Origin of the sequence: Leptospira johnsonii (genome assembly GCF_003112675.1) — a bacterium.
GTDB lineage: Bacteria > Spirochaetota > Leptospiria > Leptospirales > Leptospiraceae > Leptospira_B > Leptospira_B johnsonii.
Genome location: NZ_BFAY01000006.1, coordinates 163,588 through 178,342, shown reverse-complemented (window position 1 = coordinate 178,342; position 14,755 = coordinate 163,588). Strand labels below are relative to the sequence as shown.

At 40.5% G+C, this 14,755-nt stretch carries 17 protein-coding genes and 1 tRNA gene; 12 read left to right on the top strand and 6 right to left on the bottom strand.

The window, feature by feature from the left end:
• Position 1 precedes the first annotated feature (1 nt).
• Entirely contained in the window at positions 2-1,786 is a 1,785-nt protein-coding gene (locus LPTSP_RS04470; RefSeq protein ID WP_108927629.1) for a glycoside hydrolase family 3 protein, read from the bottom strand.
• Between the two features lie 106 nt (positions 1,787-1,892).
• Between LPTSP_RS04470 and LPTSP_RS04465 the strand changes: the two genes are divergently transcribed.
• Complete coding sequence (locus LPTSP_RS04465) at positions 1,893-2,573, top strand: arylesterase (RefSeq protein ID WP_108927628.1); 681 nt, start codon at positions 1,893-1,895, stop codon at positions 2,571-2,573.
• 137 nt (positions 2,574-2,710) lie between these two features.
• Complete coding sequence (locus LPTSP_RS04460; protein ID WP_439956992.1) at positions 2,711-4,825, top strand: molybdopterin-dependent oxidoreductase; 2,115 nt, start codon at positions 2,711-2,713, stop codon at positions 4,823-4,825.
• Positions 4,826-4,868: 43 nt separating this feature from the next.
• On the opposite strand, the gene LPTSP_RS04455 is transcribed toward LPTSP_RS04460, so the two are convergent.
• From LPTSP_RS04455 to LPTSP_RS04440, 4 genes are read right to left on the bottom strand one after another with little or no spacing between them, the layout of a single operon-like run.
• Positions 4,869-5,321: a VOC family protein gene (locus LPTSP_RS04455; protein ID WP_108927626.1), complete on the bottom strand. Its 453-nt coding sequence runs from the start codon at positions 5,319-5,321 to the stop codon at positions 4,869-4,871.
• 4 nt (positions 5,322-5,325) lie between these two features.
• Positions 5,326-5,721, bottom strand: coding sequence for a hypothetical protein (locus LPTSP_RS04450; RefSeq protein WP_108927625.1), 396 nt, complete (start codon positions 5,719-5,721; stop codon positions 5,326-5,328).
• A 2-nt stretch (positions 5,722-5,723) separates the two neighbouring features.
• Positions 5,724-6,233 (bottom strand): SRPBCC family protein, encoded by a 510-nt coding sequence (locus LPTSP_RS04445; protein WP_108927624.1) that lies wholly within the window; start codon positions 6,231-6,233, stop codon positions 5,724-5,726.
• Between the two features lies 1 nt (position 6,234).
• On the bottom strand, positions 6,235-6,615 hold the full coding sequence (locus LPTSP_RS04440; RefSeq protein ID WP_108927623.1) for an ArsR/SmtB family transcription factor: 381 nt from the start codon (positions 6,613-6,615) through the stop codon (positions 6,235-6,237).
• Between the two features lie 102 nt (positions 6,616-6,717).
• Between LPTSP_RS04440 and LPTSP_RS04435 the strand changes: the two genes are divergently transcribed.
• Positions 6,718-7,308 carry a DJ-1/PfpI family protein gene (locus tag LPTSP_RS04435; protein ID WP_108927622.1) on the top strand — a complete coding sequence of 197 codons (591 nt, stop codon included), beginning with the start codon at positions 6,718-6,720 and terminating at the stop codon, positions 7,306-7,308.
• Positions 7,309-7,473: 165 nt separating this feature from the next.
• Positions 7,474-7,923 (top strand): hypothetical protein, encoded by a 450-nt coding sequence (locus LPTSP_RS04430; protein WP_135354748.1) that lies wholly within the window; start codon positions 7,474-7,476, stop codon positions 7,921-7,923.
• A gap of 15 nt (positions 7,924-7,938) precedes the next feature.
• On the opposite strand, the gene LPTSP_RS04425 is transcribed toward LPTSP_RS04430, so the two are convergent.
• Positions 7,939-9,000, bottom strand: a complete 1,062-nt coding sequence (locus LPTSP_RS04425; protein WP_108927620.1) for a HesA/MoeB/ThiF family protein — start codon at positions 8,998-9,000, stop codon at positions 7,939-7,941.
• Positions 9,001-9,079: 79 nt separating this feature from the next.
• Here LPTSP_RS04425 and LPTSP_RS04420 point away from each other — a divergent pair, with 79 nt between their 5' ends.
• The 8 genes from LPTSP_RS04420 to clpX all read left to right on the top strand — a co-directional run bounded on the left by LPTSP_RS04420 (position 9,080) and on the right by clpX (position 14,733).
• Entirely contained in the window at positions 9,080-10,024 is a 945-nt protein-coding gene (locus LPTSP_RS04420; RefSeq protein WP_108927815.1) for a radical SAM protein, read from the top strand.
• Position 10,025: 1 nt separating this feature from the next.
• Complete coding sequence (locus LPTSP_RS04415) at positions 10,026-10,268, top strand: MoaD/ThiS family protein (RefSeq protein WP_108927619.1); 243 nt, start codon at positions 10,026-10,028, stop codon at positions 10,266-10,268.
• Between the two features lies 1 nt (position 10,269).
• On the top strand, positions 10,270-10,707 hold the full coding sequence (locus LPTSP_RS04410; RefSeq protein ID WP_108927618.1) for a molybdenum cofactor biosynthesis protein MoaE: 438 nt from the start codon (positions 10,270-10,272) through the stop codon (positions 10,705-10,707).
• On the top strand, positions 10,694-11,305 hold the full coding sequence (locus LPTSP_RS04405) for a molybdenum cofactor guanylyltransferase (protein WP_108927617.1): 612 nt from the start codon (positions 10,694-10,696) through the stop codon (positions 11,303-11,305). Before LPTSP_RS04410 ends, LPTSP_RS04405 begins: the two co-directional genes overlap by 14 nt.
• A gap of 62 nt (positions 11,306-11,367) precedes the next feature.
• Positions 11,368-11,439, top strand: a tRNA-Gly gene (locus LPTSP_RS04400).
• A 37-nt stretch (positions 11,440-11,476) separates the two neighbouring features.
• Entirely contained in the window at positions 11,477-12,865 is a 1,389-nt protein-coding gene (tig, locus tag LPTSP_RS04395; RefSeq protein WP_108927616.1) for a trigger factor, read from the top strand.
• Positions 12,856-13,449: an ATP-dependent Clp endopeptidase proteolytic subunit ClpP gene (gene clpP / locus LPTSP_RS04390; RefSeq protein WP_108927615.1), complete on the top strand. Its 594-nt coding sequence runs from the start codon at positions 12,856-12,858 to the stop codon at positions 13,447-13,449. The genes tig and clpP overlap by 10 nt, the downstream gene beginning before the upstream one ends.
• Before the next feature lie 12 nt (positions 13,450-13,461).
• A complete protein-coding gene (gene clpX, locus LPTSP_RS04385; RefSeq protein ID WP_108927614.1) occupies positions 13,462-14,733 on the top strand; it encodes an ATP-dependent Clp protease ATP-binding subunit ClpX in 1,272 nt (423 codons plus the stop codon).
• Positions 14,734-14,755 lie beyond the last annotated feature (22 nt).

Genomic DNA, 14,755 nt, shown 5'->3' with positions numbered 1-14,755 from the left:
ATTACTTAGTATTCTTACTTACCGAATCCACTTCCGTTTCTGCTGACGCGGAAGCTTTTCTAGGATTCGGTTTTAAGATCAGATCCACAAGTGGGACCTCGTTCTTTCTGTCCAAAACGGAATAGAGTAATGCCTTTTTGGATTCTAAAGTAGGAGAAAAAGAGAATAATATTTTGAGATTTGGTGCATCCGGAAGATCCAAGAACGGAGTTCCGTAATGTAAACATACGATCTCCGCTTCCGGAAATTTTTGGGCAAGAGAAAGAGCCAGATCCAATTCAGTTTGAGTAAATGAATTTAAGACCGCACGTTTTGCTTCTTTCTTTTCCAATTTTTTACGAAGGTTAGAAAGATCCGAATTAGGAATAGTGCGAGTTCTTAGGTCAGAGACAAATTCTTCTCCTTTTAAATAGAATACAGTCTTATCTACTGACACTTGTTCTGGAAGGAAAGTTTTAGGAAAGGAAACGATTGCCTTTCTACTTACGTCTCTGTTTAGAGTGTCCTCGTAATATTGGGAGAATAAACTTTCTCTATTTTTATCCTGTTCAATAAAATGATTTTTTAATACTTCAGGTAGTTCTTTTGGAAAAACGGAGTTAGCCCTTCCGGCAGTCGCAAGTTCTCCAAATTCGGAAATGATCCCATATTTTAGTTTATAATAAATTTGTCTTTTGACCGCTTCTTTTAGAAGATCTTTTCCTTCTCTTACTAAAGTTCCTTTTTTGTAAGCCTTTAGGATCTGATCTCTCATGGATTGAGTGGTCGGGCCCCAACTAGTCATAAGGATAATATCTGCACCTGCAATTAGAGCCAAAACACCTGGATCTTCTTTTTGGTAATGTTCGTCTATCGCGTCCATTTCCATCGCGTCAGTGATGATAAGCCCTTGGTATTGGAATTCTTTGCGTAAAAGATCTCCTAAAATTTTAGAGGAGAGAGTGGCAGGGAAATTCGGATCAATCTTAGGATATACGATATGTGCACTCATGATCGCATCCGCGCCGTTTTGGATAGAAGTTTGGAACGGGATCAGTTCGAAGTTTTTCAATTCTTCTAATGTTTTTTCTATTTTAGGAAGTCCTAAATGACTGTCCACATTGGTGTCCCCATGACCAGGGAAATGTTTGATCACAGGAATGGAACCACCGAGTCTTGCACCTTCTTCGTAAGAAACTCCAGCGTTTAATACAGTTTCTAAATTACTTCCTAAAGATCTAGTATTGATAACCGGGTTGAACGGATTATTATTGATATCCATATCGGGAGCGAATAAAAAGTTCAGTCCCAGTTTTCTCAATTGGTAAGAAGTGACAAAGCCCACTTTTTTAGCCATGTCCTTGTCCTTGGTTTGGCCGAGTGCCATTGCTCCAGGGAATTGGGTCACTCCGTCTTTTACACGGATCACTCTTCCGCCTTCTTGGTCTACGGAGATGAGCAATGGTAATCCAGTATTTTCTAATGCACTTGTTTGCAGATCCTTGTTCAAGGATTTGATCTCGGACTTGGAACCCAAGTTTCTTCCGAATAATATTACTCCACCAGGTTTGATCGTCTCGATTTCTTTTTTAGCGATCGGATCTAAAACGGTTCCAGGGATCGCAACATGGATGACCTGTCCTACTAATTCTTCCGGGCTGAGTTTGGAACTGATCTCCTCAGCTTGACGGAGCATTCCTTCTTGGATTTCCTGGGCTTGGAGTTCACTTCTGAATTGGCCCAACCAAAAGAATAAGAAGAATAAGAAAGCGGCAGAAATGCCTGCGACTAAAAACCGTTTGAACATACTTACTAGATCCCAATCGGTTGCGTATTCGTAAAGCAGAACTTAAAGCCCTAGTTTTTGGGACCTTGGCTGTATCAGATGGGTCGAATTGGAGATAGGAGAAAAAATGAGCCGTTTATCGTATTATGGATTTTTTAGTTTTTTAGTAATCTTCTCTTTGTTTGCCTCTTGCAATAAAGAAGGATCCGAACAAGAACCAAAGGCCTCTCCTAAAATGGAAATAAAATCAAACGGCAAAAAGATACTGTTCTTTGGAGATAGTCTCACCGCAGGTTATGGATTGAATGGGCCGGAAGAATCCTTCGTTCACCTAGCCGCCTTAGAACTTCAAAAAAAATATCCGGATCTGCAATATGTAAATGCAGGAGTGAGCGGGGACACCACTTCCGGAGGGCTTGCAAGACTGGACTGGGTTTTGAATACAAAATACGATGTATTCGTTCTGGAACTCGGGGCAAACGATTCTTTGAGAGGACTTCCTACAAAGATGACTGAGGAGAATCTCACCAGGATCATTAGAGAAGCCAGAGCGAAATATCCTTCCATCAAAATTCTATTAATTGGAATGAGAACGCTTCCGAATATGGGTCCACAGTACGCAAAAGAATTTGCGGCACTATTTCCCAGGATCTCTAAAAAGGAAAAGACTGAGTTTATGCCATTCTTACTGGAAGGTGTTGCCGGAGACAAAAGGCTGAACCAAGACGATGGGATCCATCCCACTGCAGAAGGTCATAAGATCCTTTCCAAACATCTGGTTCCTTATTTGAACAAACTATTGAAATAGTTCGAGCCTCCAATCATATAAAGTACTATAAACTTCGTAAATGCTTGCTTTCTAATTTCGGATGGGAGATAACTCACCCGGGACAGGAACAAGAAATGGTACGCCAACATTATAGATCATGTACTTTATGCGAAGCTATGTGCGGACTCCGACTCGAGATAGAAGACAATGTAGTAACCGCAATCAGAGGTGATAAAGAGGATAAGTTCAGTAGAGGCCATCTATGTGCCAAAGGACCTGAACTTAAAAATTTATACGAGGATCCGGATAGACTCAAATTTCCTTTAAAACGTACACAAAACGGATGGGAGAAGGTAGACTGGGTCACAGCTCTTAGCGATATCGCTACGAAACTTGTAGAGATCCAAAATAAATACGGAAACGATTCCATCGCTGTGTATAGCGGAAACCCAAGCGTTCATAATTACGGTTCCATGTTATTCGGCCAAAGGTTTATAGGACGCCTAAGAACAAAAAACAATTATTCTGCGACTTCTGTAGACCAACTTCCTCACCAATTACTTTCTTATTGGATGTTCGGTCACCAACTTCTGGTTCCGATCCCCGATATAGATAGGACCAATTTCTTTCTGATCTTGGGAGGAAATCCATTTGCATCTAACGGAAGTTTAATGACAGTTCCGGATGTTAAAAAGAGACTCAAAGAGATCCAGGAAAGAGGAGGAAAATACGTAGTTATAGATCCTAGAAAGACCGAAACTGCAGTTCATGCAGACGAACATCATTTCATCCTTCCTGGAACGGATGCTTTCTTCTTACTCTCCATTATAGATGTATTATTTAAGAAAAATTTAACAAAGAAAAATTCCCTAATTAAAGAAGAAGATCTAGAGAAACTGAGATCGATTGCCGCAAAATATCCCGCTTCTGAGACACAAAAGCTAACAGGTATCGCCGCAGAAACTGTGGAGCGGATCGCACTCGAATTTTCTAAGGCTGCGGGTGCAGTATGTTATGGTCGTGTAGGCGTTTCTACACAGGCATTCGGTGCACTTTGCCAATGGCTTATCAATTCTATTAACTGTATCACCGGAAATATGGACTCTGTGGGAGGTGCAATGTTCACTCTTCCCGCGGTGGACATGATAGATCCAAAAGGAGTGATGAAAAGTTCTCCCGGAAGTTTTCATACCTATGGTTCCAGAGTCAGGGACTTACCCGAGTTTAACGAAGAATTACCAGTCGCAGCCCTCGCTGAAGAAATTCTAACTCCTGGACAAGGCCAGGTTAAGGCGCTAGTAACTTCTGCAGGAAATCCTATACTTTCTACTCCGAACGGTTCTCAATTGGAGAAGGCGGTATCGAATCTAGAATTTATGGTAAGTGTGGACTTTTATTTAAATGAGACAACTAAGCATGCTCATTATATTCTTCCTCCTAGTTCCGCTTTGGAACATGACCATTACGATTTAGTGTTTAACGTTTTTGCAGTACGAAATACTGTCAGATACAACCAACCCGCTTTCGAACCGGAAGAAGGAATGTTGCACGATTGGGAAATCTTTTCGGATCTAACTAAAAGAATAGAGCTCTTAAAATCGGAAAAACCTTTGCCTAAAGAATTGATCAAGACCAAGATCACTCCTTCCGCGATCATAGATCATGCTTTGAAGTCGGGCCCTTACGGGGAAAAATCGGGATCTTCTGTAGGCATGAGTTTAGAACTTCTAAAAAACAGTCCTCATGGAGTGGATTTGGGAGCGTTGAAACCATGCTTTCCGGACAGACTATGGACAGAAGAAAAGATGATCCGACTTGTACCAAAAGAAGTGGTTTCAGATCTAGATCGATTGGCCAAATACGGACAAAAACTTCTCGCTGACAAAAATGATAACGGTTCTTTCTTACTGATAGGAAGAAGACATTTACGAAATAATAATTCATGGATGCATAATCTTCCAAAACTAATGACCGGAAAAGATCGCTGTACGCTCATGATCCATCCGGAAGATGCTCTTATACTCGGTATCAAAGAAGAAGAGGAAGTCTTTGTACAATCCAGAGTAGGTAAGATCGGATTACCTGCCGAAATCACCGAAGAGATAATGAGAGGGGTGGTAAGTATTCCTCACGGATTCGGACATGCTAAGGAAGGAGTCTCTTTGCAAGTCGCTTCTAAATTTGCTGGGTCTAGCATCAATGATTTGACTGACGATCAGGTTTTGGATGAACTTTCCGGAAATGCAGCATTTAGCGGCATCCCGGTGTTCCTAAGTAAAAAATCCGCTTAAACCTAGAATGACCATCCGCCCAAATCAAGGGCGGAGGTAAAACTCAGTTTTTATCGTAAGCTTCCTGCAGTTTAGAGATCTCTATCTTATACATTTGTAGCATTGCCTGCATGACTCTTTGCGCCTTCTCCTGGTCTTTATCATATAGATATTTTTCCAAAAGGGGAGGAATGATCTGCCAAGATAGACCGAATTTATCTTTTACCCAACCGCAGGGTTGTTTGATCCCACCCGCGGAAAGTTTTTCATACAGATTGTCTATTTCTTCTTGAGTCTCTGCGCTGATATAGATGGAAAACGCTTCCGAAAATTGAAAATGAGGACCTCCGGTGAAAGCTAAAAATTTTTGGCCTTCTATCACAAAACTTGCAGAGACCATTCCGCCGCCTAGTTTTGTAAGCTTTTCTATTTTCATATTTTTGAATATACCAGAATAGAATTGGAGTGCTTCTTCCAAGCCCTTATCGAACATTAAAAATGGGGTAGCTTTTTGCATGTTCTTATCCTCTACGCTTTAGGTAAATGAATCCACCTAACAAAGACAATGGGATAGAAATTACGATGAGTCCGATAGAATACCATGCGGGACCTTGGTCTCCCATTTGTATATGACCCAAAGTGCTTGCGATCGTACCTATGACACCTAATGTGATCACGTGCCCCATCGGACTATAAGGAGAAAGTTTTGCCGTAAAATAGCCCCCAAGAATTGCAAGTGCCAAACGATAGGAACTCGCAAGAAGGAATAGACTGTCGGACATCCTTTCTCCCATCGGAGGATAACAATTAGTAACATGTAATACTGCGTCTATCGTTGTAGCAGGTATAACGTTGATCAGAATTCCCGTAAAAACGGCTCCAATACTTTTTAAGATCGAAATTGTTTTTGTATTCATGATTATTTTCTTCCTTGTGGGCTTTCAGTAAGAGTATTCAGCAAAGTTTCCAGACGATTATAACTTTGGGCGGCTCCGCCTTCCATCGGAGATTTGATTACCGTGTCTCTTCCTTCTTTGGTTTCATATAGAATATTGATCGTAATATATGTTCTGCCGGATTTTTCGACAAACGTAGTTGTTAGCAAAGCTTCTCCAGGATACCATGCCTCGTCAAAAGATTCAGTCTGAACGAGTCTGTCTGGTCCTGAAATTTCCTTATAAGTTCCCCCGGCTCCCATTGTAGATCCGTCTTTTAGATATTTCCAAACATATCTATATTTTCCGCCAACTTTCAGATCTACTGTGCATACATCTAGGCTCCAGCCATCCGGACCGTATAACCAGCGTTTGATTAATTCAGGTTTCGTAAAACAGTCGAATACCAGATCTTTCTCGGCATTAAACTCCCGAGTCATTACTAGTTCTCTATCTCCTTTAGCTTCTACCTTTAAGGTTCCAACAAAGCTCATTCTATTCTCCTTTTTTATTTTTACGTTTAGGGGAAGTTTGTTTAGAAAGTTTTAATTCTTCTATAAGTGAATCCAATTGATTGAATCTTCCTTCCCAGAATTTTCTATAATTTTCCAACCATTCAGTGGCCTCCGCCAGAGGTTTGGCCTCTATTTTGCGTAATCTTTTCTGCGCGTTTTTGATCCCGGAAATGAGTCCCGCTCTTTCTAAAACCTTTAGATGTTTAGAAATTGCAGGTTGGCTCATGGAGAATGGTTTGGCCAAATCCATGACGGAAACCTCTCCATCCGCTAAACGTGCCAGTATCGCCCTTCTGGTCGGGTCTGAGAGGGCGGCAAAAGTTGCATCCAATCGATCAGACTTACTAAGTGCATGATTCATATTTTATATAACCATATGGTTATATATTTGAAATAAGCAAGTACTTTTTTAGGAAATTATTTTCGAAATCCTTTGTAGTTAAGAATATGACAGAGAGGGATTATGGAGCCGATTGTAGTTCATATTTTGGCGTTTAACGAAGTGGAAGTTCTGGATCTTTCCGGTCCTTATGAAGTCTTTTCCATCACTGAGAATGAAAATAAGGAAAAATTATTCAAAGTTTTCATAGTTGCAGAGAAGAAGGAGCTACTACATGCAAGGAATCGTTTTCCTGTATTTCCTCATCTAACTTTAGAAGAGGCAGGTGTACCGGATATTTTAGTCATCCCTGGAGGATACGGCGCAGAAGAAATAGAAATCCATAATAGGAAATTACTCAATTGGATCAAGGAAATGGAGCCTAAGGTAAAGATCTTAGCTTCTATCTGTACTGGTGCGTTTTTACTCGCCGAAGCAGGCATTCTTGACGGTATGGAAGTCACCACTCATTGGATGGACCAAGAAACTTTGCGTAAAAATTATCCTAAGATCAAAAAAGTAGTTAACGAAAAGTTTATTGATCATGGACATATTCTCACTTCGGGCGGAGTCTCCAGAGGGATTTTAATGTCCTTGTATTTGGTGGAAAAATTAGTAGGGAGAAAGATCGCAGAATTTACTGCAAGAAGAATGGAATTTGATTCTTATTCTTGATTTGTTATGGTGAATGGAGACTTATTAAATAAGTCCTAAGATAAAGTTATTTATTAAAGAATAGTTTATTTATAGTTAGTAAGAATGGAAAAAAGCAAAAGTTACAAATTTAGATCCCAATCCTTTTTTGTAGATTCGCTTATCATAGTCTTGAGAGTGATTGTCTTGTTCATTCTATTAAACCTTTTTCCTACAGAGAATTCCGTTGTCTTATTAATTTTTATAGTCATTTCCTTGGTTTTAGTAAGAGTGGTCGTTGGGATTTTTAGCCCAAATTTAGAGATTCTAATTACCGATGAAAAGTTCTTATATAAACAATACTCTAAAAATCGGATTTTGTCTTTAGGGAATTTTAGTAAAGATGAAATCAAATCTGTATATCTACAATATTATCAATTGATGAGTACGATAGCGCTGGAAACGATCTCAGGAAAAGTGATTTGGTTTGAATGTTTTGGATGGGACAAAGATGCTTTGAACGAAATAAAAGAAAAGTTAAATGATAAGAGAGGAAATTTTTCTTTTCGGCTAACTGGAATCCTTTTATCACGATTTTTGCTTCAATTTGGAACAGTTTGCATAATAGCTTATCTACTTATTCGAAAACAATTTTAACTCTGATCCTTATTCTTAAAGAATCTCTTCTAACGCTAAAATTTTCCTTCCACCCTGTAGAGAATATGCGGTGAGTCCTGCCTCTTTTAAGATCTTGGCTGCTTTTTTGGATCGTATACCTGATTCACAAATTGTAATATAGATCTTTTCTTTAGAAAAACTTAATGCAGTGTCTATGGAAAGTTCCGAAAGAGGAGAAAACACCGAATTTCCTATCGGTATTTCTTTTCTTTCTTCGGATTCTCTTACATCTAATAAGATATATTTCGGGTCCTTCTTCCATTCTTTCCAATAAGAAAGATCGATCTCATCTTGAGAGGTAAGTTCTTCTCTTTTACCGCTTCCACATTCTGTACAGTTCGGATCCGCTTCTAAAAAAGTTTCATAAAGTAATGGAGACTCCCATTCCAATTGGAATGCAGAACGAGTAGGGGATTTTTCCGGAAAGAGTAAATATTGGATCGCAAAGGATGCCTGGTATAAACCTGCAATTGCAGTTTGGATCCCTAAAACTCCTCCGTCTTCGCAGGAAAGAAGTTCGGATCCTTCTAAATTCGGATATAAACATTTATAACACGGTTTTCCTTGGGGAGAAAAGATCGCTACTTGTGCACTTGTCCTAAAAACGGAAGCTGTGACGAGCGGTCGGTGATTTTGAATGCAGAATCTATTGATCGTGTATTTTGCTTGGACTTGGTCGGTGCAATCCAGAACAATATCCCAATTTTTGAATATACTTGGATCAATCTTTTCCGAAAAAATCCTATTGAATGTTTCTATCTGGATACCTGGGACTCGCGCTTGTATGTATTCCTTAGTAATATCCGTTTTTTTTCTTCCAATATCGGAAAGAGTGAATGCGGTTTGCCTATGAAGATTACTCAGTTCTACAGTATCAAAGTCCCAAAGACCTAATCTTCCCACTCCAGCGGTTGCCAAATGTAAAGAAGCAGGAGAGCCTAAACCTCCGAGACCGATCACCAATACAGATTTTTGGAGAAGTCCTTTTTGGCCGGATTCTCCTAAAAATGGCAATTTAGTTTGTCTGGAAAAATACTTCTTCTGTTCCGGACTCATCTAAGGAAAGGATCTTATATTTTCACAAGTCCGACAAGACTTTTTAATTGGCTTTCTTAAGCGTCCGGGTATGCTAAGCTTGGACATCGTGGACGCATACGGTCGAAAATTCGAAGTTCTTAGAGTGAGTGTTACATCCTCTTGCGGATTCGGATGTGTGTATTGTGCTCCTGGCACAGCCTTAAATGGAGAAGGTGCAAAGGGTTCTTTCCTAAGCGCGGAACTTCTTCGTAAAAACATACTTCTTCTTTCCCGTAAAATATCACTCAAAGAGATCCATTTGACCGGTGGAGAGCCCACTCTTCATAAAGATCTTCCAAAATTGGTCCAGGTGGCAAAAGAGGAGAAGATCCCAAATATTGCTCTTACCTCCAACGGATTTTTTAGAGACGGTCTCATACGGGATCTAAAACTCGCGGGCCTGGATAGAATGAACTTCTCCTTAGATTCTCTTTCTCAAGAATCCTTTTCATTGATCTCAGGAAAAAATCTTCCTGTAATTCGCTTATTAAACAGGATAGAAGAAGCCATCCAAGAAGGACTCGAAGTAAAACTGAATTGTACCGTATTGAAAGGTTATAATGAAGAACAGATACGTCCTCTTCTTCGCTGGGCAGGAGAAAGAAATCTTCCGATCCGGTATCTGGAACTGATGAAGATGGGGCCTCTTAGGGCAAAACATTCTGAATTATTCTTCTCTGCAGCAAAGATGAAAGAAGAGTTGGGCCAAGAATTTAATTTTGAACCAGAGAACACTCCGATCGAATCCACTGCAAAATATTACTGCACTTCTGAAAATTATAGATTTGGGATTATAGCAAATCATACGGAACCGTTTTGTGACGGTTGTAATAGGCTCAGGATGGACCATTTGGGAAAAATTTACGGATGTTTAAGCGATTTTCGTTCTTTTCCAGTTTCAGAAGATGAATCAGAGTTGGAACATTCCTTAGATCAGGCAATGAAAACCAAAAAAAACGAGTTTACCGGAAGTGAACTTTCTATGAAATATATAGGCGGATAAGATGGATATTCAACTTTTATTTTTTGCCGCAGTCAAAGATCATTTTCCGGATCTAAAAAAGATCGAAGTCTCCGAAGGAGATTCTATTTTAAATCTTCGTAAAATTCTCACTCATACAAATCCCGGATCTGAATCTATTCTAAAAGTCAGTAGGTTCGCAGTGAACCAGTCCATCGTAAATGATGATTTTGTACTGAGAGAAGGTTCGGTAGTAGCTGTGCTTCCTCCTTCCAGCGGCGGTTGATATGTCAGTTTTAGAAACATATTCTTATATTTCTTCTTCTCCCATTTTTGTTTCTTCTGATGTACCAGATATTCCTGAGATGGGCGGTTTTGTTTTATTCTCAGGGATTGTCCGAAATCTAAACGAAGGGAAGAAGGTTACACATCTGGAATACGAGGCTTACGCTCCTATGGCAGATGAGATGATTGCAGGGATCCTTTCAGATGCTCGCAAAAAATGGGATCTTCTTCATGCAAACTGTATTCATAGAGTCGGAAAATTGGAAATTTCCGAGATCGCTGTGATTGTAGAAACCGGCTCCATGCATAGGGCGGAAGCCTATGAATCCAACCGTTATATCATAGACCGAGTAAAACACGAGGTACCGATCTGGAAAAAGGAATTTTATATAGACGGTTCTTCTCAGTGGTCGAAGGGCTGCGTACATGAGAGTCATTGATACTGTAGGGATCGTACTTGCCGGCGGGAAAAGTTCCAGAATGGGAAGAGATAAAGCCTTCTTATCCTTAAAAAGCCAAAAATTCTTTCTTGTAGAATCTTATAAAAAACTAAAATTCTTATGTAAGAACGTTCGTGTTTCCATTCGGGAAGAACAAAGAGCAGAATATTCCAAACATATAGAAAACGAATTCCTGATTAGCGACTCCATTCCGGATCTTGAAGGTCCTCTCCAAGGGATTTTCAGTTCTTTTCTTCCTTTTCGGGACGACTCTAATATTCGGAACTTCTTAGTTTTAGCCGTGGACCTTCCTTATATGAGGATCAAAACCTTGGCTAGGTTATATTCTAAAAAAGAAATGATCGGTTCTGGAGTTTTTTATCAAACGGAAGAAGGGATAGAACCGTTATGCGGTCTTTATTCTTCCGAGTATCTCGGGTTTTTATTCCAAGAATTCCAAAAAGGTGCCTTAAATTCATTTTCCCCTAAGATCCTGATCGAAAGGGGAAATCCTAGTCTTTTAGAAGTTTCAGAAGCGGAAAAATCTTCCTTTATCAATCTGAATTCTCCCGAGGATCTGAAGGCTCCAAAGTCCTAAGTTTCCGGTCAAAAACCGATTTACATAGGCCCTGAGAGAGAAATCATGGTTCTACCAACCATGCGGGAATAGCTCAGTGGTAGAGCACCTCCTTGCCAAGGAGGGGGTCGCGGGTTCGAATCCCGTTTCCCGCTTACAGTAGGCGTCCTCCGCCTTCTGTCTTCTGAGACCATGGAATTCAAGACAAAGAAAAATCAAAACGCATCCGTAGACCTTAAGTTAACCTTTGATAAGAACGATCTAGAAAAGGCGTTCGAAAAGACTTATAAAGAAAAACAAAAGGATCTCAAGATACCGGGCTTCCGTCCCGGCAAGGCACCGATCGAAATGGTAAAACGCCATTTGGGAGACTCGGTCGCAAACGACGCAATCAATCTTCTACTTTTAGAGACTGTCAGTGAACTTTCAGGAAAACTGGAACACAAGATTGTTCGTTTCCCTAAATTTACAGTCGAGGACTATGTTCCCGAAAAAAGTTTAGTGGCAACTGCGGTCTATGATACTGATCCTGAAGTTTCCTTAGGGAAATATAAAAAGATCAAGATCAAACTTCCTGAAGTGCAAGTGACCGACGAGGATATCACCGAAGAACTTCAGTTCGTTCGTAAACAACTTGCCAGAAAACTTCTGAGAGAACCAGGCGAGGGAGCCGAGAACGGCGATATCGTAGACATGGAATTCGAAGTGAAGGAAGAAGGGCAGGAGCCTAAGAACGCTAAAAACGGTTCAAGCGATTATAAATTAGGAGAACCGAATAATCTTCCTGGTTTCGACGATAATCTGTTCGGGATCAAGACCGGCGAAACTAAGAACTTCTTCTATACGTATCCAAGCGATTATCCAAGAGAAGACCTTGCCGGCAAAAAGATGGAATTCGCCATGACCTTAAAGGCGATCTATAAAGAAGTTCTTCCTGAATTGGACGATGATCTTGCTAGCGAGTATGATGGTTCTTCTTCTTTACAAGCTTTGAAGGACAAGATCAAAACCGATCTACAAAAGAATTATACTGAAGCGGTAAAATCGAAGAAGATGGAAGATATCTACAAGGAACTGGTCGCAGATTCCAAGTTCGTATTCCCTGAATCTTATCTTACCGAAGAATCCGACCATGTGTATCAAAATATGATGCAAGATGTTTTAGGAAGAGGCCAGGCTAGAATTCCGAAAGAACAGATCCCAAGCATCGAAAAATACGCGGAAATGGTAGGAAAACCTTTAGAAGAAGTACGGGATTCCTTCAAAACCATAGCTGAAAACAGACTGAAAGGGTATTTCTCCAGACAGAAACTCGCGTCTGCTGAAAATATTGTTTTGACGGAAGAGGATTTCGATCGGGAAATCTCTACTCTTGCCTCAAGATACGGTATGTCTGACGCCGATTTTAAAAAAGAGTTGGAAAAAGGTAAACTTCTGGAAACTTACCGGGACAATTTTTTAGCAAAAAAGATAGACGATACCCTCTTCCAGCTTGTAGAAAAGAAATACAACGAGAAGATGAGTATCCGTCAGCTAAAGGAATTCCTTTCTAATAAGGAAACTGGAGAAGTATGGCAATAATCCCTACAGTTATAGAACAAACCGGTCGCGGAGAAATGCGGTATGACGTATTTTCCCGCCTCTTGAAAGATAGAATTATCTTTCTAGGTGACGCAATTTCTGACGATTACGCAAACGTAGTCATCGCTCAATTACTGTTTTTGGACGCAGAAAATCCCGACAGGGATATCTATTTATACATTAATTCCCCGGGCGGATACGTATCTTCCGGGCTTGCCATTTACGATACTATGCAGTATATTAAAGCGGACGTTCGTACACTATGTATTGGTCAAGCTTCCTCTATGGCGGCACTTCTTCTGGCAGGAGGGGCAAAGGGCAAAAGATCCGCTCTTCCTCATTCCAGAATTATGATGCACCAGCCTACCGGAGGAGCTACCGGTCAGGCTTCCGATATCGCTATCCAAGCAAAGGAAGTTCTGAAATTAAAACAAGTGTTGAACGGTTTATACGCTAAACATACGGGCAAGACCGTGGAAGACGTGCAAAAGGATACCGAAAGAGACCTTTACATGACTCCGGAAGAAGCCCAAAAATACGGGATCATTGATTCCGTAATTTCCATAGAGCGTCAAAAGAACTGATAGGGGGATCCCGTGGCAAAAAAACCGACCGGAACCAATAATAAACAAAAATTATTTTGTTCGTTCTGCGGAAAAGAACAAGATTCCGTAAAGCGACTGGTTGCCGGTCCAGGTGTTTATATTTGCGACGAGTGTATCTCTCTTTGCAATGAGATCATTGCAGAAGAACCTGAACAGGAAAAAGAACGCACAGAACTTTTGGGAGAAGTCCCTAACCCTGCCGCTATCAAAGCGATACTAGACCAATATGTAATCGGACAAGACCATGCTAAAAAAGCTTTGTCCGTTGCGGTTTATAACCATTACAAAAGAATCTATCTCAAAGACAAAAAAGCGGATATCGAATTAGAAAAATCGAATATTCTTTTGATCGGACCTACAGGCTCCGGAAAAACTTTGTTAGCTCAAACGCTTGCAAAGATCATTAAGGTCCCATTTGCGATCGTAGATGCAACCGCGCTCACCGAGGCAGGATATGTGGGCGAAGATGTGGAAAACATCATCCTCAAACTTATCCAAAACGCGGACAACGATATCAAAAAAGCCGAAATAGGGATTATCTACATAGACGAGGTAGATAAGATCGCTCGCAAATCAGACAGCGCATCCATCACAAGAGACGTGAGTGGAGAAGGTGTACAACAAGCTCTTTTAAAAATTATAGAAGGGACAGTTGCGAACGTTCCTCCTCAGGGCGGAAGAAAACATCCTCACCAAGAGTATCTGCAAGTAGATACTAAAAATATTCTATTCATTCTAGGTGGAGCATTCGTAGACCTGGATAATATCATCAAGACCAGGACGGGTGTAAAAACCATCGGATTCGGCAGCGACGAAAAAGACGGCAAAATCCTGAGAGACGAGAGCAAGGGCGAGATCCTAGCTCGAGTGATCCCAGAAGACTTGATGAAGTTCGGACTGATCCCAGAATTTATAGGTCGTATGCCTGTAATCGCCACTCTGCAAGACTTGAGTGTAGAAATGCTCAAACGTATTTTCAGAGAGCCTAAAAACGCAATTTTACGCCAATACACTAAGATCCTAGAAATGGAAAATGTAAAACTTTCCTTCGAAGAAGGTGCTATCGATAAGATCGCTCAGCTTGCCATCGAAAGAGAGTCTGGTGCCAGGGGACTTCGTGCTATTGTGGAAAATCTAATGCTGGATCTGATGTATGAGATCCCTTCTCGCAAAGACGTGGAAGAAGTGATCATAACGGAAGATGCAGTGAATGGAACCAAGCCTCCGAAATTGATACTGAAAAAAGAACCAAAAATCGCTTAGTTCTTTTTTCAGTTCGAAACTT

Excerpts from the sequence above, each read along its gene's own strand:
- LPTSP_RS04470 (WP_108927629.1), bottom strand. The coding sequence starts at position 1,786 with ATGTTCAAACGGTTTTTAGTCGCAGGCATTTCTGCCGCTTTCTTATTC.
- LPTSP_RS04465 (WP_108927628.1), top strand. The coding sequence starts at position 1,893 with ATGAGCCGTTTATCGTATTATGGATTTTTTAGTTTTTTAGTAATCTTC.
- LPTSP_RS04460 (WP_439956992.1), top strand. The coding sequence starts at position 2,711 with ATGTGCGGACTCCGACTCGAGATAGAAGACAATGTAGTAACCGCAATC.
- LPTSP_RS04455 (WP_108927626.1), bottom strand. The coding sequence starts at position 5,321 with ATGCAAAAAGCTACCCCATTTTTAATGTTCGATAAGGGCTTGGAAGAA.
- LPTSP_RS04450 (WP_108927625.1), bottom strand. The coding sequence starts at position 5,721 with ATGAATACAAAAACAATTTCGATCTTAAAAAGTATTGGAGCCGTTTTT.
- LPTSP_RS04445 (WP_108927624.1), bottom strand. The coding sequence starts at position 6,233 with ATGAGCTTTGTTGGAACCTTAAAGGTAGAAGCTAAAGGAGATAGAGAA.
- LPTSP_RS04440 (WP_108927623.1), bottom strand. The coding sequence starts at position 6,615 with ATGAATCATGCACTTAGTAAGTCTGATCGATTGGATGCAACTTTTGCC.
- LPTSP_RS04435 (WP_108927622.1), top strand. The coding sequence starts at position 6,718 with ATGGAGCCGATTGTAGTTCATATTTTGGCGTTTAACGAAGTGGAAGTT.
- LPTSP_RS04425 (WP_108927620.1), bottom strand. The coding sequence starts at position 9,000 with ATGAGTCCGGAACAGAAGAAGTATTTTTCCAGACAAACTAAATTGCCA.
- LPTSP_RS04415 (WP_108927619.1), top strand. The coding sequence starts at position 10,026 with ATGGATATTCAACTTTTATTTTTTGCCGCAGTCAAAGATCATTTTCCG.
- LPTSP_RS04410 (WP_108927618.1), top strand. The coding sequence starts at position 10,270 with ATGTCAGTTTTAGAAACATATTCTTATATTTCTTCTTCTCCCATTTTT.
- LPTSP_RS04405 (WP_108927617.1), top strand. The coding sequence starts at position 10,694 with ATGAGAGTCATTGATACTGTAGGGATCGTACTTGCCGGCGGGAAAAGT.
- tig (WP_108927616.1), top strand. The coding sequence starts at position 11,477 with ATGGAATTCAAGACAAAGAAAAATCAAAACGCATCCGTAGACCTTAAG.
- clpP (WP_108927615.1), top strand. The coding sequence starts at position 12,856 with ATGGCAATAATCCCTACAGTTATAGAACAAACCGGTCGCGGAGAAATG.